10 protein-coding genes are annotated in these 19,438 nt (G+C 43.1%); 1 reads left to right on the top strand and 9 read right to left on the bottom strand.

Annotated features, from left to right (window positions below):
* Positions 1-178: 178 nt before the first annotated feature.
* The gene (locus AAGR14_RS08670) at positions 179-1,969 is read left to right on the top strand and encodes an aminopeptidase P family protein (protein WP_342648193.1); all 1,791 of its coding nucleotides are present in this window, start codon (positions 179-181) and stop codon (positions 1,967-1,969) included.
* Between the two features lie 345 nt (positions 1,970-2,314).
* On the opposite strand, the gene AAGR14_RS08665 is transcribed toward AAGR14_RS08670, so the two are convergent.
* The 9 genes from AAGR14_RS08665 to AAGR14_RS08625 form a co-directional block, all read right to left on the bottom strand.
* The gene (locus AAGR14_RS08665) at positions 2,315-2,446 is read right to left on the bottom strand and encodes a hypothetical protein (protein ID WP_342648192.1); all 132 of its coding nucleotides are present in this window, start codon (positions 2,444-2,446) and stop codon (positions 2,315-2,317) included.
* 119 nt (positions 2,447-2,565) lie between these two features.
* Positions 2,566-2,901 (bottom strand): nitrilase-related carbon-nitrogen hydrolase, encoded by a 336-nt coding sequence (locus tag AAGR14_RS08660; protein ID WP_342648191.1) that lies wholly within the window; start codon positions 2,899-2,901, stop codon positions 2,566-2,568.
* A 100-nt stretch (positions 2,902-3,001) separates the two neighbouring features.
* Positions 3,002-6,148, bottom strand: a complete 3,147-nt coding sequence (locus AAGR14_RS08655; protein WP_342648190.1) for a glycoside hydrolase family 2 TIM barrel-domain containing protein — start codon at positions 6,146-6,148, stop codon at positions 3,002-3,004.
* A gap of 218 nt (positions 6,149-6,366) precedes the next feature.
* Positions 6,367-7,779, bottom strand: a complete 1,413-nt coding sequence (locus AAGR14_RS08650) for a glycoside hydrolase family 43 protein (protein ID WP_342648189.1) — start codon at positions 7,777-7,779, stop codon at positions 6,367-6,369.
* Between the two features lie 124 nt (positions 7,780-7,903).
* Entirely contained in the window at positions 7,904-8,935 is a 1,032-nt protein-coding gene (locus tag AAGR14_RS08645) for a DUF5627 domain-containing protein (RefSeq protein WP_342648188.1), read from the bottom strand.
* A 35-nt stretch (positions 8,936-8,970) separates the two neighbouring features.
* Positions 8,971-10,746, bottom strand: a complete 1,776-nt coding sequence (locus AAGR14_RS08640; protein WP_342648187.1) for a RagB/SusD family nutrient uptake outer membrane protein — start codon at positions 10,744-10,746, stop codon at positions 8,971-8,973.
* A 23-nt stretch (positions 10,747-10,769) separates the two neighbouring features.
* Positions 10,770-13,670 (bottom strand): SusC/RagA family TonB-linked outer membrane protein, encoded by a 2,901-nt coding sequence (locus AAGR14_RS08635; RefSeq protein ID WP_342648186.1) that lies wholly within the window; start codon positions 13,668-13,670, stop codon positions 10,770-10,772.
* 18 nt (positions 13,671-13,688) lie between these two features.
* Positions 13,689-15,581, bottom strand: a complete 1,893-nt coding sequence (locus AAGR14_RS08630) for a RagB/SusD family nutrient uptake outer membrane protein (RefSeq protein ID WP_342648185.1) — start codon at positions 15,579-15,581, stop codon at positions 13,689-13,691.
* Between the two features lie 11 nt (positions 15,582-15,592).
* Positions 15,593-18,751 (bottom strand): TonB-dependent receptor, encoded by a 3,159-nt coding sequence (locus tag AAGR14_RS08625; RefSeq protein WP_342648184.1) that lies wholly within the window; start codon positions 18,749-18,751, stop codon positions 15,593-15,595.
* Between the last annotated feature and the right edge of the window lie 687 nt (positions 18,752-19,438).

Here is a 19,438-nt window from a genome sequence, read left to right as displayed (position 1 = left end):
AAATATAGTGCTCAAGAGTTAATAGCGGATCTTTGCCGCCAAGATGTTAACCTTACATTTACCGCGACAGCGTCTGGCCAAAAGCATTATTTAACTAAACTATACGTTCTTTAGTAAATGATGTAATATTGCCGGCGTAAGCGGTTGATGCTGCATCAAATTAAAAACATGATTAAACATGACTTATAAAGAGAAACTTGCCGGAATACGACAAGCCATGAAGAGAGAGGGTGTAGATGTTTATCTCATAACTTCAGCCGATCCTCACATTAGCGAATACGTACCCGAGCGTTATAAATGCCTCGCGTTTACCTCGGGTTTCACCGGCTCGGCCGGGACATTGCTGATTACGCAGGAACATGCACAGCTCTGGGCCGATTTCAGATATTTTGTACAGGCTGAAGAGCAACTGGCCGGCTCAGGTTTTGAACTGGTTAAATTAAAGGTACAGCACGCACCCGAGTATATTGAATGGCTTGGGCGCGAGTTCCGGGCAGGTACTACTATCGGTTTTGACGCTAATATTATTTCGGTTCAGCTTTGCGATTTACTGCTCGAACAGTTATTACCGAAATCATTCAAATTTAAAACAGCTGATTACCTTGATCACGTATGGGATGAGCGGCCCGACTTACCGACTGCGCCCGCCTACTTAATCAGCGCCGAAGATGCCGGTGCTTCGGTAGCCCAAAAGCTGGATGCCGTTCGTGGCCACTTTAAGGAACGGAACGTTACGCATAATTTGGTTTCTGCCCTTGATGATGTGGCTTGGCTGTTCAATTTGCGTGGTAATGATGTCTCTTATAATCCGGTTGTACTGGCATTTGCCTTAATTGGTGTTGATAACGCTATTTTATTTATACAGCCCGACAAGCTGAACCAGGACGACTTGGCATCTTTAAATCAAAACGGTGTAGAGGTATTGCCCTACGAGAGTTTACAGCAACATCTGCACGCATTAACCGGTTCGGCCAGGATTTTAATCGACCCGAAGAAAAGCTCGTATGCGGTGTTAAAATATTTTAACGACCAATCTACCATTGTACGCGGCCCGGCGCCCAGCACGTATCTTAAAGCGATTAAAAACAGCACCGAGATAGCCAATACCCGCACAGTCATGATTAAAGATGGCGTGGCGTTAACCCGCTTTTTTAAGTGGATTGAAGAAAACATTGGCCGCATAGAGATTACCGAACTCTCGGCTGCAGACCAGTTGGAAGCTTTCAGAGCTGAACAAGACGGCTTTATGGGCAAAAGTTTTAACACCATTGGTGGCTACGGCCCGCACGGCGCCTTGCCGCATTATGCCGCCACCACCGAAAGTAACAGTACCCTGCAAAACAGCGGCTTGTACTTGGTTGACTCAGGCGGCCAGTACGCGTACGGCACGACGGATGTTACCCGTGTGATACCCATGGGTGAATTAACCGACCAAGAGCGCACCGATTATACGCTGGTACTTAAAGCGATGATTAACGGTTCAATGGCCCGTTTTCCGAAAGGGACCTGCGGGTACCAGATTGACGCCATTACCCGCCAGCCGCTTTGGGATCATGCCATTAATTACGGCCACGGCACAGGCCATGGCGTAGGCTATTTTTTGAACGTACACGAAGGCCCGCAAACACTTAACCCAGCCAATGTGCCTGTAAGCATAGATTTAGGGATGATTACCTCGATAGAGCCAGGAATTTACCGCCCCGGCAAACATGGTGTACGTATTGAAAACCTGGTGCTTACCATTACTGACACTATAAACGAATTTGGTGAATTTTATGCCTTCGAAACCCTTACGCTGGCATTGATAGACACCCGCCCCATTAAATTTGAATTGCTGGACAGCCGGCACATTGAATGGATTACCGCTTATAACCAAACGGTTTTGGAAAAGCTTGGCCCCCATTTAGCTGCCGAAGAATTGCAATGGCTGCAGCAAAAGTGCAAACTGTCTGCTATGGTATCAGCCTAACAGCAACTGCTTATTTTCATATACGTATGAATTAAACTAAGTGCTTTCTATTCGGAAGCACTTAGTTTTTATAATAGGTAAGAGCGATCGCCCAGATGATCATTTAAACTGCAAATACTTATTTATAGAGGATACTTGAGTAGTTATATGTACAACTCATTTTTAAATCTTTTCGCCAACAGCCCCGTTGCCTGCTCCGGGTCGATATCCCCTACAATAATACCAGACCTGCCGTAAGTCTCATGGACTATACAACGTCCCGAGGGGTCAATCAATGCACTGGCTGACTCAGGATACAGAGAGGCGTAGTTAACGCTGGCAAAATATATCGTATTTTATAAAGCTCTAATCATCATGGCTTTTTTTGTAATAAGGCTTGCTTTTATTTCCCCACTCGGTTAGCTGCACGCCTGCCGTGTTACTTCCTGCAAAATGAGGATGAAATCCTACGTAAGCCCGTGTTGTGCTGCCCACCATACCGATTCGGGATAACGAAAGCCCTCATCGCAGATAGTTATACCAAGTTTGACGCCGTTAACCTCAAATATGGAGCGCTCTGTGCCTGGCACCCAGATAGCATCCTCTGAAGGGTCTAATTAATTTTGGGTTTGGTATCCTAATAATTTACCCTCTGCGGAAATGACATTAGCCAGGTTAACCAGTTTTGAATCGAGATACCCATCCATCGAAATGATGATGGCTATTTTATATTCGAGCGCGATGCGGCAAATTTCATTTAAAGCTACTTCTAACGATTCCACCGTACGGTCCGCTTCAGGATAACCTATCCCCAGATCCCCCTGAAGGTAAGACTCCGGAAAACAGATAATTTCAGCATGCCTGCCCGCTGCCTCTGCAACCATTGCTTTAAAAGTTTTTAAACCCTCACTGATGTTTTTAGGAATTGGCGGAGATGCTAAAGCTATTTTCATTAAATGAAATAAGGCAATTAAGCACGACTAAGGTATAGAAAACAAAGCAACTGCAAGTAGCCTGGGCGGATTGCTTAAATAATTAAAGTAGCTCATATAATTAAAGCGGCTTAATCATAAAACTGTATTCATAATTTTTGTATGGCAACTGGTACTGCACCATCGGCCTTGAACGCCAGCTATCAATGCCGCCTACGCCCATCTGCTTGTAATCAATATTCCATTTGGTTTGCGGGCGCTTAACCAAATCGGCCGCGTGGCGCTGATGCCTTTTGGCGCCGTCGTCTAAATCACTATCGTAATAATGCAGGGCACTGATGCTTAACGGCAAGGTTGAGGTAACCTGTAAGCCTTTACCCGAGCCATTGGTAACGCGGTACCAGCGTACGTCGGTTTTGTTACCGGTTTCTTGCGGAGTAACGTACGGAAAATATTGTGCATCCACCGTTTGCTTATAAATACCCAGGTTAGTACCGAAGTGACGGTCCTGGTAATTTTCTTGCGGACCGCGGCCGTAATATTCTACGCGGTTAAAGCCGGCAGGCAAAATCCATTGCATACCAAAGCGTGGCAGCATTTCTACTTTTTTAGATGTATCAGTTACGATGAGTTGCTGATGCGTTAACATTTCACCCTTAGCATTGATGATATATTCCAATTGCAGGCGCGAGAGAACTTCGGGCAGGTCATACTCTGCCTTTACGATAGCCAGGTTATTTTCTACAATTGACGATAGCTTTTTGAGCACTGGTTGAGCGGTGGTGTTTTTCCAGGCTTTGAGCTTGTTTTGCAGGTCGGCACCAAAGTCGTTATCGTTAGGGGCACGCCAGAAGTTAGGATGCAATGCTTTACCGGCATCAATATATTGCTGCTTTTTGACTGCATAACGTGTCATGAAACCGGTCTTTTGGTCGAAAGCTATAGTTACTGTTGGCGAACTGATGGTGATTAAGCCTCCGCCCTCTGTTTTGGTTAATGCTCCGCTTGGCTTAACAGCCAAATCGTTTTTATATAAACCACCTAAGCTCAGCTGCTCGGTGGCAATCTCGTGCCCTGCCGGAACCAGCGTTTGTGCTTTGTTGGTTTTGTACGATAAATTCAAAAAAGCTTCGCCGGCAGGCAAAGTTTTAATTGGTATAGTGATAGTGCGTTTTTGATGCGGCATTACGTTAACATCACTTACCGAACCCGACTGTACTTTTTTACCATTTACAATTACCTCCCAATTCATCCTGGCGTTATATAAATCAGAAAAGAACTTTTCGTTATAAATTTCAAGTTTGTTGCCGCCGGTTAGGGTGGTATGAATATCCTGGTAAACCTTTTTCATTTCGGCCGCATGAGGGTAAGGGGTACGGTTGGCGTAAAATATACCTTTTGCAGCGTAGTTCCAATCGGTAATGGCTTCCTGGGTTTCGTAATCGCCGCCGTAGGTATAAACGGTATCGCCTTTGCTGTTGATGCGCTGGAAACACTGATCAACAAAATCCCAGATAAAACCACCCTGAAAATGCTTAGGGTTGTCGCGTATCACTTTCCAGTAGTCGGTAAAATTACCCAGCGAGTTACCCATGGCATGGGCATACTCACACATGATGAAAGGCCGCGCCGGTTGGGGGTTATTTTGCACGTAAGAAAGCATAGCTGCGGGCGACGGATACATCGGGTCAACGATGTCAGAGTTCCACTCCCAGGTTAACTTACGGTAATCTGCCACAGCACGTTCATACTGGATAGGGCGGCTGGGGTCGCGCTGTTTCATCCACAAATAGCATGAGTAAAAGTTATAACCATTACCGGCCTCGTTACCCATACTCCAGATGACAATAGACGCATGATTTTTATCGCGCTCTACCATACGCTGCACACGCTGCAGATGCGCTTGTACCCAAGTTGGTCTGTTAGCCATAGTTTGGGTAATATCATACCCCATACCGTGCGATTCTATATTGGCCTCGCCAACTACATAAATACCGTACTGGTCGCATAAATCTAACCAGGTTTCGCTGTTGGGGTAATGGCTGGTACGCACGGCATTGATGTTAAATTTCTTCATCAATTGTATGTCGCGCAGCATGGCTTCACGGGTGATGGTTTGCCCTGTAACGGGGTCTGTTTCGTGACGGTTTATACCTTTTATAATTACCGGTTTACCGTTAACCAAAAACTGCCCGTTTTTAATTTCGCATTTACGGAAGCCTATTTTTTGGCGGATAACCTCTATAACCTCACCATTGGCATTATGCAGCCTGATGGTGACATCATATAAATTAGGCGTTTCGCCGGTCCATAATTTAGGCGCAGTTATCGGGATGTTTAGCGACGCTGTTGCCGCGGTGTCAAAACTAACCTTGTTGGCGGTAATTAAGCGGGTGCTATCTTTAATTTCGATATCGGCCGTTAACTTGGCCGATGGTTTTTGATTGAGGGTAAGCTTGGTTTTAAGCGTTGCATTTTTGTACAGGCTGTCCAAATCAGGTATCAACTCTACATCATAAATATGAGAGCTATTGCGGGCCACCAGGTAGCAATCCCGGGTTATACCGCTCAGGCGCCACATATCCTGGTCTTCGAGGTAGTTGGCATCGCACCAGCGCATTACACGCATCACGATGAGGTTTTTGCCTTTGGTAAGGTAAGGCGTCAGGTTAAATTCGGATGGTAGCTTACTATCTTCGCCATACCCTACATATTTACCATTAACCCAAACCGTTAAGTTAGACTTAGCTGCGCCGATGTGTAATACCACCTCTTTGCCTTGCCATTGCTCCGGGATAGTAACCTCGCGGCGGTAGACGCCAGTGTTGTTTACCTGCATAGGCACAACCGGCGGGTTAACGGTCTTATTGGGCATTAGGTAGGCAAACTCAAAGCCTGAGGTAGTATAGATAGGAAAACCGTAGCCATTCATTTCCCAATTAGCCGGTACTTTAAACGTTTTCCAGTTGGTATCGTTAAAAGATGTTGATTCAAAATGCTGGGGTAATCCGGCCGGAGCTTCTGCCCAAAAAAACTTCCAGTCGCCGTTAAGGCTTTGGTAATTAGCTGATTGTTTCCAGCTGTTTTTAGCCGCCTCGGCATCGCTGGCATAAGCTGTATACGACGCATGCATTTTCATGCGGTTTTCCTCGGTCTTGGTTTCGTCGAGCCAGGGCAGTGTTTGAGCACATACAGAGAAACCACTTACCGCAAGCAGCGAGGTAATTATACTTCTTTTAAATTTAGTAAACCCGTTATAACAATGCATAAGGGTTAAAAGTAATATTAGCCGCTCTACTTTACTATAAAAATATTGGTAAGCAGTAATATCATTTTAACCCTATTATCAATTGCATCACTCTTTCAGGCAAATGTGTTGCCACATACACAAGCAACTATGGCATTTGAGCTCTAATTAATTAAAGCTTTTATTCAGCCAAAACGTTTCAAAACAAGCCTAAACCATTAACCTGTTTTTAATAACAGTTATTTCTCAAACTTCCAGTAATCAAAATTAAACAGCTCGCGACCTGCAGTGATATTCTGGCCTTTAAATACCAGGTAAACATCGTGCGTGCCGGTTGTGGAATTATCTATCGGTGCCGACAGCAGCTTCCACGACTGCCATCCGCCGGTGCGCGGTACGTTAATTACAGCCATGGCTTTGCTTTTTACACTGTCGGCGTGTACTTCCAGTATACCGCCGTCTAAACCTGCGGCTATCATGGCCGAAAACTTATTAGGCGATGTGTTACCAAAATCTACATTACGCACTTTGATGTAGCCGCCAGTACGGGTACCGGTAACGAATACTCCGGTTTTGTCGTTCTGGTCAATTTTACATTTTTCGGCCCAAGCAATGGTCTCGGCTTCTACCCTATTATAGGGGTTAAGCGTTGCTACCGGTTCAACACCTGTTTTAGTCATGCTAATGGCGGGTATGGTGCCATCAGCATTGTACTTAAATTCTTCAATAGCTGTTGAGCGGCCATAGCTGCCCCCGCCGGGTAACAGTCCGGTGTGGTAGAATAAGTAAGATTTTTCTTTAAAATCAATAATACCGCCGTGATTGGTGAAGCTGTTGGTGGGCTGGTCGGTCATAATTTTGCCTTGGTATTTCCATGGGCCAATTGGCTTATCGCTCATGGAATAAGATAAACTTTCGGCACCTTTGCTTATGCCAGCATACATTAAATAGTACTTATTGTTGCGTTTGTAAAACCAAGGCCCTTCCACATACATATCTTTTACCGGAGGCGCCCCCAAGTTATTAGCGCCAGTGCTATTGTTTCGAGGTTGCCTTACGCCGCCAAAAGAGGCTTCGGTTTGAGGCAACTGCACAATATCTCCGGTATAAGACAGCATGTCTTTATTCAGTTTTACATAATACGAACTGCCATTACCCCAATATAAATAAGCCTGTCCGTCGTCGTCAATATATACCGTAGGGTCAATGTTCGACCAATTGCCAGTGCTGATCAGTGGCTTACCTAAAGCATCTTTAAAAGGACCTGTAGGTTTATCGGATACGGCCACGCCTACAGCCATGTTGTTATCAACCGTTTGCGCACAGATGTACCAGTAAAATTTACCGTTACGCTCAATGCATTGTGCTGCCCATGCCCTGTCGCGCGCCCAGGTAAACGATTCGAGCGAGATAGGCACGCCGTGATCCGTCCAGTTCACCATATCAGCTGATGAGCTCACGCGCCACTTGGTCATGTAGTAGAAATCCGTACCGGGAATGTCATCTCCCGTATAAGTATACACCACACCCTTATATACCATCGGTGCCGGGTCGGGCGAGTAATGGGTTTGGATGATGGGGTTTTGCGCGTGCAGATTTGCAATGCCTAAAACCAGAGAAGTGCAGAACGAGTAAATACTTTTTTTATTCATGATTGTTTGTAAGAGAAGTATTAATAATAATTCAGGCAACCCAATACACTTGCTGTATACACAAGTAAAGCAGGCTTGAATAGTTTGCTTCAAGCCTGCCTTAAAATAACTTTCCTAGTGAGTTTTATCTTCTTTCTACATCAAAGGTTTCAGCCTTAAGGCCCCTGTCGCGAACTACCAATGTATCTTTGGTAGCATACTTTATGTTCAGAAGCTTAGCGTTAATCGTATAATCAAGGTAAATGGCACTCCTGTCTTTTCCACCTAAACTGTTTTTCTCACCGTTAGGCACAAATTTACCAGTGCCAGCAATGTCAAAGTTAGCAGAGCTACCGGTTACTGTGCAAGTGCCATTATCGGCAAAAGTTAAATCCAAATCAACTGGCACATTAGTACCTGTAGCATTCTTGATATTTATACGCAACCTGGCTATTTTTAATCCTAAAGTTGACGCACTTACCACCTCGTTGTTCTCTACAAATGGCGTACGACGAGCAGCCGAAGTTACGGTACCGGTGGCCGAAGTAATTTGATCAGCGCCTCTTCTCAGATAATTGGCCTGCCATGGGTTTGCAAATTTAACAGAGTAAAGAACATAGTCTTTCGGCAGAGTAGCCCAGTTGGCTGCAACTACACGAGATGGATTAGCCACAATCGGAACACCCTTAAGAATTGAGTCTACACCGTTTACGTTAGTCATCACCAATGGGATCACATAATTTCTGCCAACGGCAGTCGGGTCGGCAAAAAATGCATCTGTTAACTGTACTTCTACGCCTCCGATAATACTGCCAGAAGGAATGGTGATTTTGTTAGAAGCTAATTGATAGTACTGCGCAGGCATCGCATTTATTTTAGCACCACCAACGTAGTATAAGTTAGATAAAAGCGACTCATCAACTCTAAAATCGATAGCTACATCCTTTTTATTTTCGTAAACCCCACCCATGGTAGCTTTGATAGATATTTTGCGCTGATTATCCAGTGAATTATCTACGTTCAAATCTTCACCAAGTTCTACAGTTCTTACCGGATATTGCGTTGCAAAATATACGGCTGAGTTTGTAAAATCGGGAAATGGCGCATCACCATTTTTGCAAGAGGTCAGAAAACCCGCTGCAATGGCCAGACTCATATATATTTTATTCAGTTTCATGTTTCTAAGAATTAATTTTTGCTGTTAGTATTTCGTTATCTCCAACCTTGGTTTTGCAACAACTGGCTATACTTTTGCACTTCGGAAATAGGAATTGGCCCATAGTACATATAGCTTTGAAATGAACGTACTTCGACATTGTCTAAAGGCGTAATTACACTGCCGTTTACATCGAGTCCTCTGGCAGTTTCATTCAGTTTAGTTAAATCAACTTTCCAGCGGCGTAAATCCCAAAAACGGAAGCTTTCGAAACTTAATTCCAAGCGGCGCTCATTTCGTATCAAATCACGCATCTTGCTCTGATCAGCTTTACACTCCTCTAAGTAGGGGTCAGCAAAAGATGCGTTCGGGCTTAGAGCTCGTTTGCGGATTGCTTTAATGACATCATAAGCAGAATACGATTTACTGCCGGTTCCCATTGGTCCGTAGGCCTCATTCGCGGCCTCCGCATAAGCAAGGTACATTTCGGTAAAACGAATGCGCGGTATGTAATGATTTTTGGGATTGAGCGAACTTGGGTTGCGATTTACATCCATGCGTAAACGCTTCTTCATGTAGTAGCCTGTACGGGTAGCGTTTGGCTTGTTAATAGCATCGGCTGTGGTAGAGCTGCTTCCGGTTCTGATTACTGCGTTAGTTACGCCTGCAGTACTGCCATCATAGATGATGTAATTTCTGAATCTTGGGTCTCTGTTAGCATAAGGGTTAGCAGTGTTGTAAGCTGAATTCGGGTGACTTATAGGATAACCATTTGCCATCGGGAAAGCATCTACCAAATTTTGCGTAGGATTCATAATGCCGGACCCAAACAATGATGGCGGAAAATTTTGGGCCTCCTGCTGGTTAGATAAATCGCTTGAACTCAAGTTTGCTCTCCAGATTATCTCCGGTGGGTTTGATCCGTTGCTTTGGTTATCTACATCGGTTGCATAATAGGTACCGCCGGTTGCAGGCAAGGCGTTAACACCGCCACGGTAATCAATCAGCACTGATGCAGCGGTAGCGGCAACCTGCCATTTAGCTGCACTTGGCGCAAAAGCAGGGCTGGCAGCCAGTAAAGCAACGCGGGCTCTGATTGCTTTTGCAATTAAACCGTTAACAAATTGACGGGCAGCCGTCCCCATCACCCGGTTGTAATTATCAACATTTTGGGTATAGCTTTGAAAAGCCGCCGGAATTTGCGCTGCTGCGCTAATATCATTGTACTCAACCGGCAAATAGGTTTCAGCACTGTCTAAATCGCGGTATACTTGTTTTACACAATCGTCAAAGCTGGCCCTTGGCTGGTTAAAATCGTCGGCAACGGTTTGATACTTGGTAACAAGAGGCACGCCCATTAGCTGACCATTGCTGGCCACACCGCCATGATTGCGAAGTAAAAAATAATAGTATAACGCGCGCAGACCAAATGCTTCACCACGAAACCTTCTGTTAAACAGCGTATTCACTTCTACATTTGCAGCAAATTTCACTTTTGCCGAGTTTTCCAAGAAAAGATTAATGTACTGCATAGCCTCATAAGATTGATTCCAAAGGGACACAGGGTTGTTTGACGATGTCCAGGCACCGGTGGCCAGCTGCTGGTAAGCTGAACCTAACTGGTTGGTTACGGCATCGTCCGTCGCTTGTTCCGAATTATCATAATAGGACGGAATATTGTTGTAACAATTGATTAAAATACCCTGTGCAAAAGTTGCGTCTGTATAGGCTTGCTCTATAGTTTTCAAGTTTTCAGGCTCGGGATTCAGTATCTTTCTGCAGCCTGATAAAGCTATTGCCGACAACCCTAAAATTGCTATATATAATTTCATGTGGTTTACCATTAGTAAATTGTTTAAAAAGTGGTTCTTACACCCAGGTTGAAGAAGCGTGTTTGCGGTGCGATACCAATGTTGGTTTCCATTAGTTTACGCTCTTTGGCTATAACCAAAAGGTTATCTCCTTGTGCATACACACTCAGGCCATGAACAAATGATTTTTTAAACATTTCGTTATTAAAGTCATAAGTAATTTGCAACCTGTTCAGGTTAATACGGTTGGTTTTGTACTGCCAGAAGGTTGAATTCCGGTAATTATTGGCTGTACTGTTAGTGCTTAAACGCGGGTAAGTGGCTGTAGCCGCAGTAGCCGGGGTCCAACGTCCTAAAACTTCTTCAGAATATTTGCCTGATGCAGTTGGCCAGTAGTATGTGCTGTTTTTAAACGCCATTGCGCCGGTATTTCCTGAAGCTAAAGCAAACAGGGTAATCTGTTTCCACTTAACTGTGAGGTTAACACCAAAGTTGAAAGGCGAAGCAGCAAAGCCGTTTTTGCCCAAATTTGCCTGGTCACGAGTGTCTATAACACCGTCGCCGTTAATATCCTGGTATTTAATGTCACCTGGTTTAACGGTGCCGAAGGTTTGGCGCGGAGAGTTATCAATATCGGCCTGGTTTTGAAAAAAGCCAAGGCTTACATAACCATAGTTTGCATCTAAAACAGTTCCGGTTCTGGCTAAATAACTTTCGGCAGGGGTTTCATCTCTGCGTAATATCTTAGAGTTATAAAACAACCCAGTAACACCCAGTGAGTATTGAACTTCTCCTATCTTTTTATTCAGGTTTACAGCAAAGTCAACACCTTTGCGTTGCTCTTTCCCATAATTTATCCAAGGTCTGAAATCACCCGAACCCGAAAAATAAGATGGATAAATACTTTGCCCTTGTGTTAGCAAACCATCAGTTGTTTGATTAAAATAGTTGGCATCAAATGTGACTGCATTGTTAAACATACCACCTTCCAGACCAACTCTAATTTCGTTACGTTTAACAAAAGTAAGGTCGGGGTTACCGCCACCTACCGAGCGGGTAGTGTTAGCACCGGCTGCACCATCGCGCCAATTATAAATATTTGCAATAGGAGTACGATTGGTTAAAAAGCCCTCGTACAGATAATAATCAACCGCAACGTTTCTGTCGTTAGATCTGCTGCCAGTTACATCCAAATCTTGCTTAATGGACGAATATGAGGCATTAACTTTTAAGTTGTTAAAAAATGACAGATTGTTTTTGAAAAAACCCTCATCACTGAGACGCCATCCCAGCGTAACTGTTGGTGAGATACCATCTCTTTTTCCCGGAGGTAGCTTTGCAGAGTGTATAAATGCCCCCGAAAAATCTACATAATATTTTTTGCGGAAGTTATAGCCGGCCTGCAAACCTAAATTGGTGTTTTTTAAAGGCTGGTAAATACCATTGCCATTATCGGCATCACCGGAATACTGACTGGTAAACCACCAACCCAGTGCCGTAGCCGTAACATTATGGTCATTTGCAAAGGTACGACGGTAATCAAACTGAGATTTAAACGACATAGTTTGCGTGTAAATAGAACGCCCTACAAACTCGGAAGTGGAGTTTTGATCAACACCAAACTGAGTTAAGCCCGTAATAACATCATTACCATTAATAGTAGACCAAGTTGGCTGATAGGTAGCATAAGGCCGATTGTATCCTTCGGTGTATGTTGTGTTAAAATCTAAACTGGTACCGGTAGTAAACGATAACCCCTTGGTAAAAGTTGATAAATCGGCCGTTGCGTTAAGATTATAAAGGAAAGAGCGTGATTTAGTTTTAATGTACCCGGCAGCCAGCATGTCCGACAATACATTAGTTTGAGCTGTTGATAAGCCACCCAATAAATACTGCCCATTAATAATATTATTACTATTATTAGCTAAAGCTAAAGCCTGAGCATTGGTTGGATCAATCGCGCTGATTGGAATAAGCGGCGAAAACCGGTTAAAATTTGGTGGTATTAAAGCACTTGCTGCAAAAAAATCGCCCCGGCCTGCGTAGTTATCGCTCAAGTTGGCTACAGCATTTGCTGATGCTGTAAGCCATTTTGAAATGTTCATGTCAACATTTCCTCGCACATTAAAGCCAAAATCATAATTTTTCTTTTGCTCACCGTAATTATTTAAACTATTGTTATAGTTTAAACCAATATTGGTGTAGTAGCGTGCAAATTCGTTCCCGCCGGCAATTTCAGTGGTTACATCGGCTCTTTTAGCACTTTTGCGAAGGTAATCTGAACTAAAAAAATCAATATTTGGGTAACGAAATGGGCTTGTGCCTGCCCTGGTGATGTCAATTTCACTCTGCGTATACCCTGCTGAACCTTGCCTGATAGCGATACCATCATTAGTTAAAGCCTCATTGTAATAGGTCATGTAATCTGCTGCGTTCAGGTATTTCGGGTATGCTTTTGGCACAAATAACCCGGCATTACCACGAACATCAATACGCAACGGACCGATTGGTCCTCTTTTGGTAGTGATTAAAATAACTCCTTTGGAACCATTGCTACCATAGAGCACCACAGCCTCACCCCCTTTAAGTACAGTAATTGACTCTACTTCGGTTAAGCGAACATCAATGGCTCGCCGTGGTATACCATCAATTAATATAAGCGGTGCCTGCCCCCAAATATTAGCACTGGGTGCACCATTAAGGCTGGTACCAGTAACACCACTAATTAAGCTTTGCAAATTATCTAAACTGTTAGCGCTGTAGCTTTTCTTTAATAACTCAGTGACGTTAATAGTTGAAACACCTCCCAGTAAATCTTCTTTAGCTATCGTTCGGAAAGCTACATTTACCAAGGTATCAGTTTTTTCCTGCCCGTGAGTTTTTGTCACACCTGCAAAAAATGCGGCAAACAAAACACAGCAGGTTTTTATATATCTTCTCTTCATTGTTATCGAATAATTAAATTACCAACCCGGATTCTGTTTAAACTCAGCATAGGTGTTCACATCGTCTCTTAAGAAAGGTAACCAGTAGTGACGATCAGTAAATTGCCTTTCAAATAAAACCGTTTCCCTGAAATTTCTTACACGGGCATTTCTCGGATCTGCGTAAACCTGAGCATTAGGCAAAGCACGGTCAAACTCAATAGCTTTTTTTTGTGTATACGGGCGCTGTGTTAATAGTAACCAACGGCGTAAATCATTAAACCTATGGCCTTCAAATGCCAACTCCACTGCTCTTTCGCGGCGCAGCTCGCTCATGAAACTGGTAGTTGAGCCTAAAAATTTAGTATTTATGCCTGGCATACCAGCACGAGTACGCACCTTATTAACCGCAGCCACTGCCGACAAAGAATATCCGGGAGCAATGCTCTGCGGCGTGCCGTAACCGTTAGCGGTAGCCTCGGCATACATTAAATACACATCGGCCAATCGCATTAAGCTTAACGCAAACGTGTTATTTTCAGGCAAACCGGTACCATCTACGTTGTTCATATTCTTGGCAACCACTTTAGAGTTCATGTACCCGGTCCAAACTTTATTATTACCATCAGCGGTGCGCATTAAGCCATTGGTAAATAAACTTGCATATTGCCGGAACTCATTATTACCAACAGCAGATCCATTGGTAACACATTTTTCGCCATCAATCAAAATATCATTGTAAAAGCGAGGGTCGCGGTTGCGCCATGGATACTCCGGGTCGTAACCACTCTCAGCATCTGCTTTTTCAGGATCAGGAATAGGTAACCCGTTGGCCATCCCATAATAATCTGCATAATTGGCAGTAGGATACACTTTAATACCAGACGAGTGAATAACTATAGGCCGGTAATCATTTACCTGGTTGTATCGCCAGCGATTATTGATACCTGACATGCCTTCGTGCATTATATTTTCTTTTAAACCCGGAACTAAACCACCTTTGTTCCAGGTGTAAAGTATATCACGTATTTGTGAATAAGGAGCTAACTCATAACGCTGGGTAGACTCAATGCCCTGCAGCATTTGCGCAAAAACATCGGCTGCCTTTTTACAGTAATCTGTGTTGTAGGTACTGCTCCCGGTTGATTCACGGTTCATGAGTGGGCTACCGGCAAACAGGTAATTTTTAGCCAAAAAGCCTAATGCCATCCATTTGTTAATCCGATCGTTATTGTTACCCAGGGTTTGTTTACCTGCGGTTGTCTCGTCCCAGTTTGAAGGCAACAGTTCTGATGCTTTCTTTAAATCGGCCGCAACCTTGTCGGCTGTAGCCTGATAACTCAAACGGGGAAATTTAATAACGTTGTTGGTTGGTACCACCTGGTCTATATAAGGCAAGCCACCCCAATATTGCATTACCTGAAAGTGAAGAAAGCCCCTGAAAAAATAAAGCTGTCCAGCTATTAAATCTTTCTCTTCTTGCGTTGCATCAGTCATTTTATCCAGGTTGGCAATGCCAAGATTGGCTTTCCGGATACCATACCAGCACAAGCCCCATAAATTACCTTTGTTGGCATTATCAGTATTGGAAGCACCAGATCCATCAGTACCTAAAAAGGTATAAAGAACTCCGGTCCAGTTAAAGTAATTACCATTATCAATATGATAAGAAACAAGTCGCTGTTCTAGAGGGTTCCAAAATTCATCTTCGCCGAGATTAATTGAATTATGAGCCTGATTTACGCTCAATAGCGGAATACAGTTATAAATCTCTTCGGTAAAACCCTGAAAGTTGCGAAAGTTTTTATAAGGGTCCGTTTCTTTGATATCAGTTAAAGGAGATCTTTCCAGATATTTTTTGCACGAACTTAGTGCACCTGTGCCCAACACAATCATCAAGGGCAACAATATTTTCGTAAATATTTTTTTCATCTTTTTGAAATTTACAAGGTTATATCAATACCTATGTTAAAGCGCTTTACGGTTGGATATGCACCATTACTACCATCGCCGGCACCGCTAAAATTAGACTCGCGATCATCAGGCATCTTGGTCCACAACAATAAGTTGTTGCCGTTTACATATAAACGGGCAGTTTTTAAACCAACTTTTTTTACATAATTAGCCGGAAGCGCATAACCTATTTCAGCATTTTTTAAACGCAAATAGGAGGCATCGTAATAATACCGGGTACCATTAGCTCCAGAAGCATTTTGTACAGAATATCTTGGCAACGGCACATCCCCTTGTCCATTTGAAGCATTATAAAATGGGCGCTCAACAAAAATCAAGTTGCTTGAACCCTGAAAATTGGGGAAAAATATTTGACGCGTTACATTATTAACGCCATAAAACTGAGCAAATAAGCTAAATCGTTTCCATTCAAAACCAACGGTAGCATTGTACGTATTTTGCGGGTTACCTGTAAACCCATACGGAGCTGTATCGTTAGTATTAATAACACCGTCGGCATTAAAATCAATAATGTTATAATCTCCAGGGAGCTTATTTTGGTTGCTGGCATCACGAGTAGTACTCCCGTAAAGGTCGTCCCAACTGTTGATATAGCCACTATTGATGTACGTATTTGATTGGCCTATAGCAAAGCCAGCTTGTTTTTGATAAGCAGGCTTCAACTCCCTGTCATCCCGAAAAATAGTTTTATTTTCGGCATGGGTAACGGCTGTATTTGCCCAAACACGGATGTTATTGCTAAAAGAGTGGGTCAAATTAACCTGAATCTCATAACCGCTGGTTTTAACCTCTCCAAGATTTACGCTCGGAGCGCTTCTTACAAAACCATAAAACGAAGGTATTGCACGGCCATCGCCTTGAATAACAATGCGTTTACGCCTATCGTTAAAAAAGTCTACGCTACCCGATATTTGCCCCCTAAAAAAGCTATAATCGGCAGCAAGATTTCGTTTTTCTGAAGTCTCCCAAGAAATGTCGGGATTGCCTAAATTTCCCTGACGATAAATTGTATAAGGTGAATAAGCAGGGGTAAAAACCGGCTGGTTAGTTCCCGACTGCGTATTACCGCCATATAAATATGAATCGCGGAATGTAAAGCGGCCGCCGGTATTGGCGGCATCATCACCGATCCTACCCCAGGAACCGCGGAATTTAAGATTGTCGATAAATTTGACATTCCTCATGAAAGGCTCTTGCGTGATAACCCATCCAGCTGATAGAGAAGGAAAGAAAGCAAAACGATTTTCAGGTCCGAATTTTTCAGAGCCGTTGTATGCGCCGTTGGTTTCAAAAAGGTACCTGCCTTTGTACGCATACGTAGCTCTAAAAACCCAATCCTCACGAAAACTTGCAAAGTCGCTGCCGGTTGCACGGCGATTGCGTTGCAACAATGCCAAACCGGTTACCTCATGCGCACCGAAACTGCGGTTGTAATTTAAACCTATTTGGTAGTTGATTTGCCTGAAGGTAGCAGTTTTATCTACCGCACCTGGGTTAACCTGCCATGATACGGGATCACTAAAGTCTACTTGAGATCCTGCAACAATCGGAGAAACTTCATACCCAGTTAAACCTGTTGATGGACTAATCCACTTACGTTGTGCAGAGTTAAACTGGTCATTAATACCACGGTTTCTTTCTAAAAAGCTATTGTCTAACGATATGCTTGATCTAAAACTAAGCCCCTTAGTTACCATATCTAACCTTTGATTCAGGATAAAATCGGTAGTAAGCTGGGTGGCTGTACGCTCTTCAACACCCGAGTATGCCAGCCAGAAAGCAGCATTTGGCTGATCTTGAATAGAGGTTGGATAGTAACCATAAGTTCCATCTGAGTAAACTGGCTGAAATGTATCCGGTGCAGTACGGTAAGCAGAAGACCAATACTGACCATCGCCATCGTTAAGCCCATAAGGCAGCTTACGAACACCTTTTGAACCAAATAGCTTGGTAGAAAAAGTAGTTGTTTTGGTTAAATTGAAGTCGAGATTGCTTCGGAAGTTGGTACGGTTGTAACCAAAGCCCGGTTTGTAGCCACGGTTATTTTGAAATGTTTTAAATAAATCACCTTCTTGTACCAAGTCTATACCTGCAAAATAATTTACAAATTTAGAGCCGCCCGACACATTAACCGATGTATTGTAGGACATGGCTTTATTTTTAAACAACTCCTTTTCCCAATCTACGTTTGGATAACGGTCGCGTTCTGTAGAATTAGCCGGATTACGGTATTTATCAATAATAGACGCTGGTAAGTAGGCTGCCCATACGCCTTGGTCTACAATTGATTCTCTTTCTAAAAGCCGGTTTCTAATAGTTAAAGCATCGTATGAATCGTACTTTTCGGGCAACTTAGAGGCTATTTTAGTAGTAACGTTTGAGCGAAACTGTATCTGCGGTTTGCCTTCAACACCTTTTTTGGTGGTTACTAAAATTACACCATTTGCACCACGTACACCATATACTGCAGTGGCTGATGCATCTTTTAAAACGGAAATACTTTCTACCGAGGATATATCAAGCGAACTGATAGAACGCTCGATACCATCAACCAGCACCAGCGCTGCGCTGTTATTCCATGAACTTGTACCTCGGATGGTGATTTGCGGATCCTCGCCGCCCGGCTGACCCGAAGATGATTGAGTTACTAAACCAGGCAGGTTACCTGTTAAAGCCATACCTAAGTTAGTTACACCGCCCGTGCGTTCTAACACCTTACCCGTCGTTTGCACAATGGCACCAACTACACTGGCCTTTTTTTGCTGCCCGTAGCCAACCACCACAACTTCGTTCATGTTTCTGGTTTCGCTCTCCAGTATTACATTAATAGGTGCGCCCGGAGTAACAGGTACTTCTTTAGTTACCATACCTAAAAAAGAAACTACCAGTACAACGTTACCACTGTTGGGTACGGTTAGCGAAAACTTTCCGTCTTTATCGGCCATCGTTTTGCGGGAACTGGCAGTTTTGGTCGAAATTACAGCACCGATTACCGGATCGCCGTTTTTTTCGGTTACAGTACCCCTTATGGTTATGCTGTTTTGCGCAAACGTCGATGTCGCGTCAAAAAGCATCAGCAGTAGCAAGAACAAAAATCCTGCATATCGCTTTTCATTATTTATTATCATTTTTACAGAGGATAGTGAATAGTAGGTTTATTTAAATAGTTATATATTCTATACCAAGACAGGGTATACTATGAATATGAAAACATATATATTCAACTTGATGGCTCAGTTTATTATATTCAATAATTAACTATTTTTAATATCGCTGAGACTACCTGACAGTATGTTTTCTATATCACCTTACTGCTGTTTTTATCTATATAGAATCCATCAACGCTCAGGATAGGTTTAATAGATATTTTTTGAAGAAGTAAACCTTTTTTCATAATTATTTTTTTAGTAAATATTATTTAGACGCTTGCAAACCGGCACTCAGTCGAATAGCCGGCTGGTTGATAAATTAGGTAGGTGCTTTCATTTTCTTCTCTGGTTTTATGTTGTATAAATAGGTCCAAGCTATATTTTAGAAAACCTATCGGCTTTCAGGTTCTTACTATTATTGGTAATACCTTGTATTTAATTTTAATCTGCGCTTGTGCAATCAAACGTTTATAACAGTACAGCATGGTGGCAACCTTACCATATAGTTTTTAGCAAACTTTGTTACCAGCTGCTCGGGCAGATTTTAAAAACAAGAATTTCAGTTATAATTGGTCGGCATCAAACCGGATAAATGCTCGATTGTGATGCAATAAATCAGTGTTTCAAAGCTATGTTTGCTGCCGATTTCACAAGTGTACAATTGTT

Origin of the sequence: Mucilaginibacter sp. CSA2-8R, assembly GCF_038806765.1 — a bacterium.
GTDB lineage: Bacteria > Bacteroidota > Bacteroidia > Sphingobacteriales > Sphingobacteriaceae > Mucilaginibacter.
Note: the sequence above shows the minus strand (reverse complement) of the source record. Positions and strands in the feature narration are given on the sequence as shown.

Excerpts from the sequence above, each read along its gene's own strand:
- AAGR14_RS08665 (WP_342648192.1), bottom strand. The coding sequence starts at position 2,446 with ATGGTGGGCAGCACAACACGGGCTTACGTAGGATTTCATCCTCATTTT.
- AAGR14_RS08655 (WP_342648190.1), bottom strand. The coding sequence starts at position 6,148 with ATGCATTGTTATAACGGGTTTACTAAATTTAAAAGAAGTATAATTACC.
- AAGR14_RS08670 (WP_342648193.1), top strand. The coding sequence starts at position 179 with ATGACTTATAAAGAGAAACTTGCCGGAATACGACAAGCCATGAAGAGA.
- AAGR14_RS08625 (WP_342648184.1), bottom strand. The coding sequence starts at position 18,751 with ATGATAATAAATAATGAAAAGCGATATGCAGGATTTTTGTTCTTGCTA.
- AAGR14_RS08635 (WP_342648186.1), bottom strand. The coding sequence starts at position 13,670 with ATGAAGAGAAGATATATAAAAACCTGCTGTGTTTTGTTTGCCGCATTT.
- AAGR14_RS08640 (WP_342648187.1), bottom strand. The coding sequence starts at position 10,746 with ATGAAATTATATATAGCAATTTTAGGGTTGTCGGCAATAGCTTTATCA.
- AAGR14_RS08660 (WP_342648191.1), bottom strand. The coding sequence starts at position 2,901 with ATGAAAATAGCTTTAGCATCTCCGCCAATTCCTAAAAACATCAGTGAG.
- AAGR14_RS08645 (WP_342648188.1), bottom strand. The coding sequence starts at position 8,935 with ATGAAACTGAATAAAATATATATGAGTCTGGCCATTGCAGCGGGTTTT.
- AAGR14_RS08650 (WP_342648189.1), bottom strand. The coding sequence starts at position 7,779 with ATGAATAAAAAAAGTATTTACTCGTTCTGCACTTCTCTGGTTTTAGGC.
- AAGR14_RS08630 (WP_342648185.1), bottom strand. The coding sequence starts at position 15,581 with ATGAAAAAAATATTTACGAAAATATTGTTGCCCTTGATGATTGTGTTG.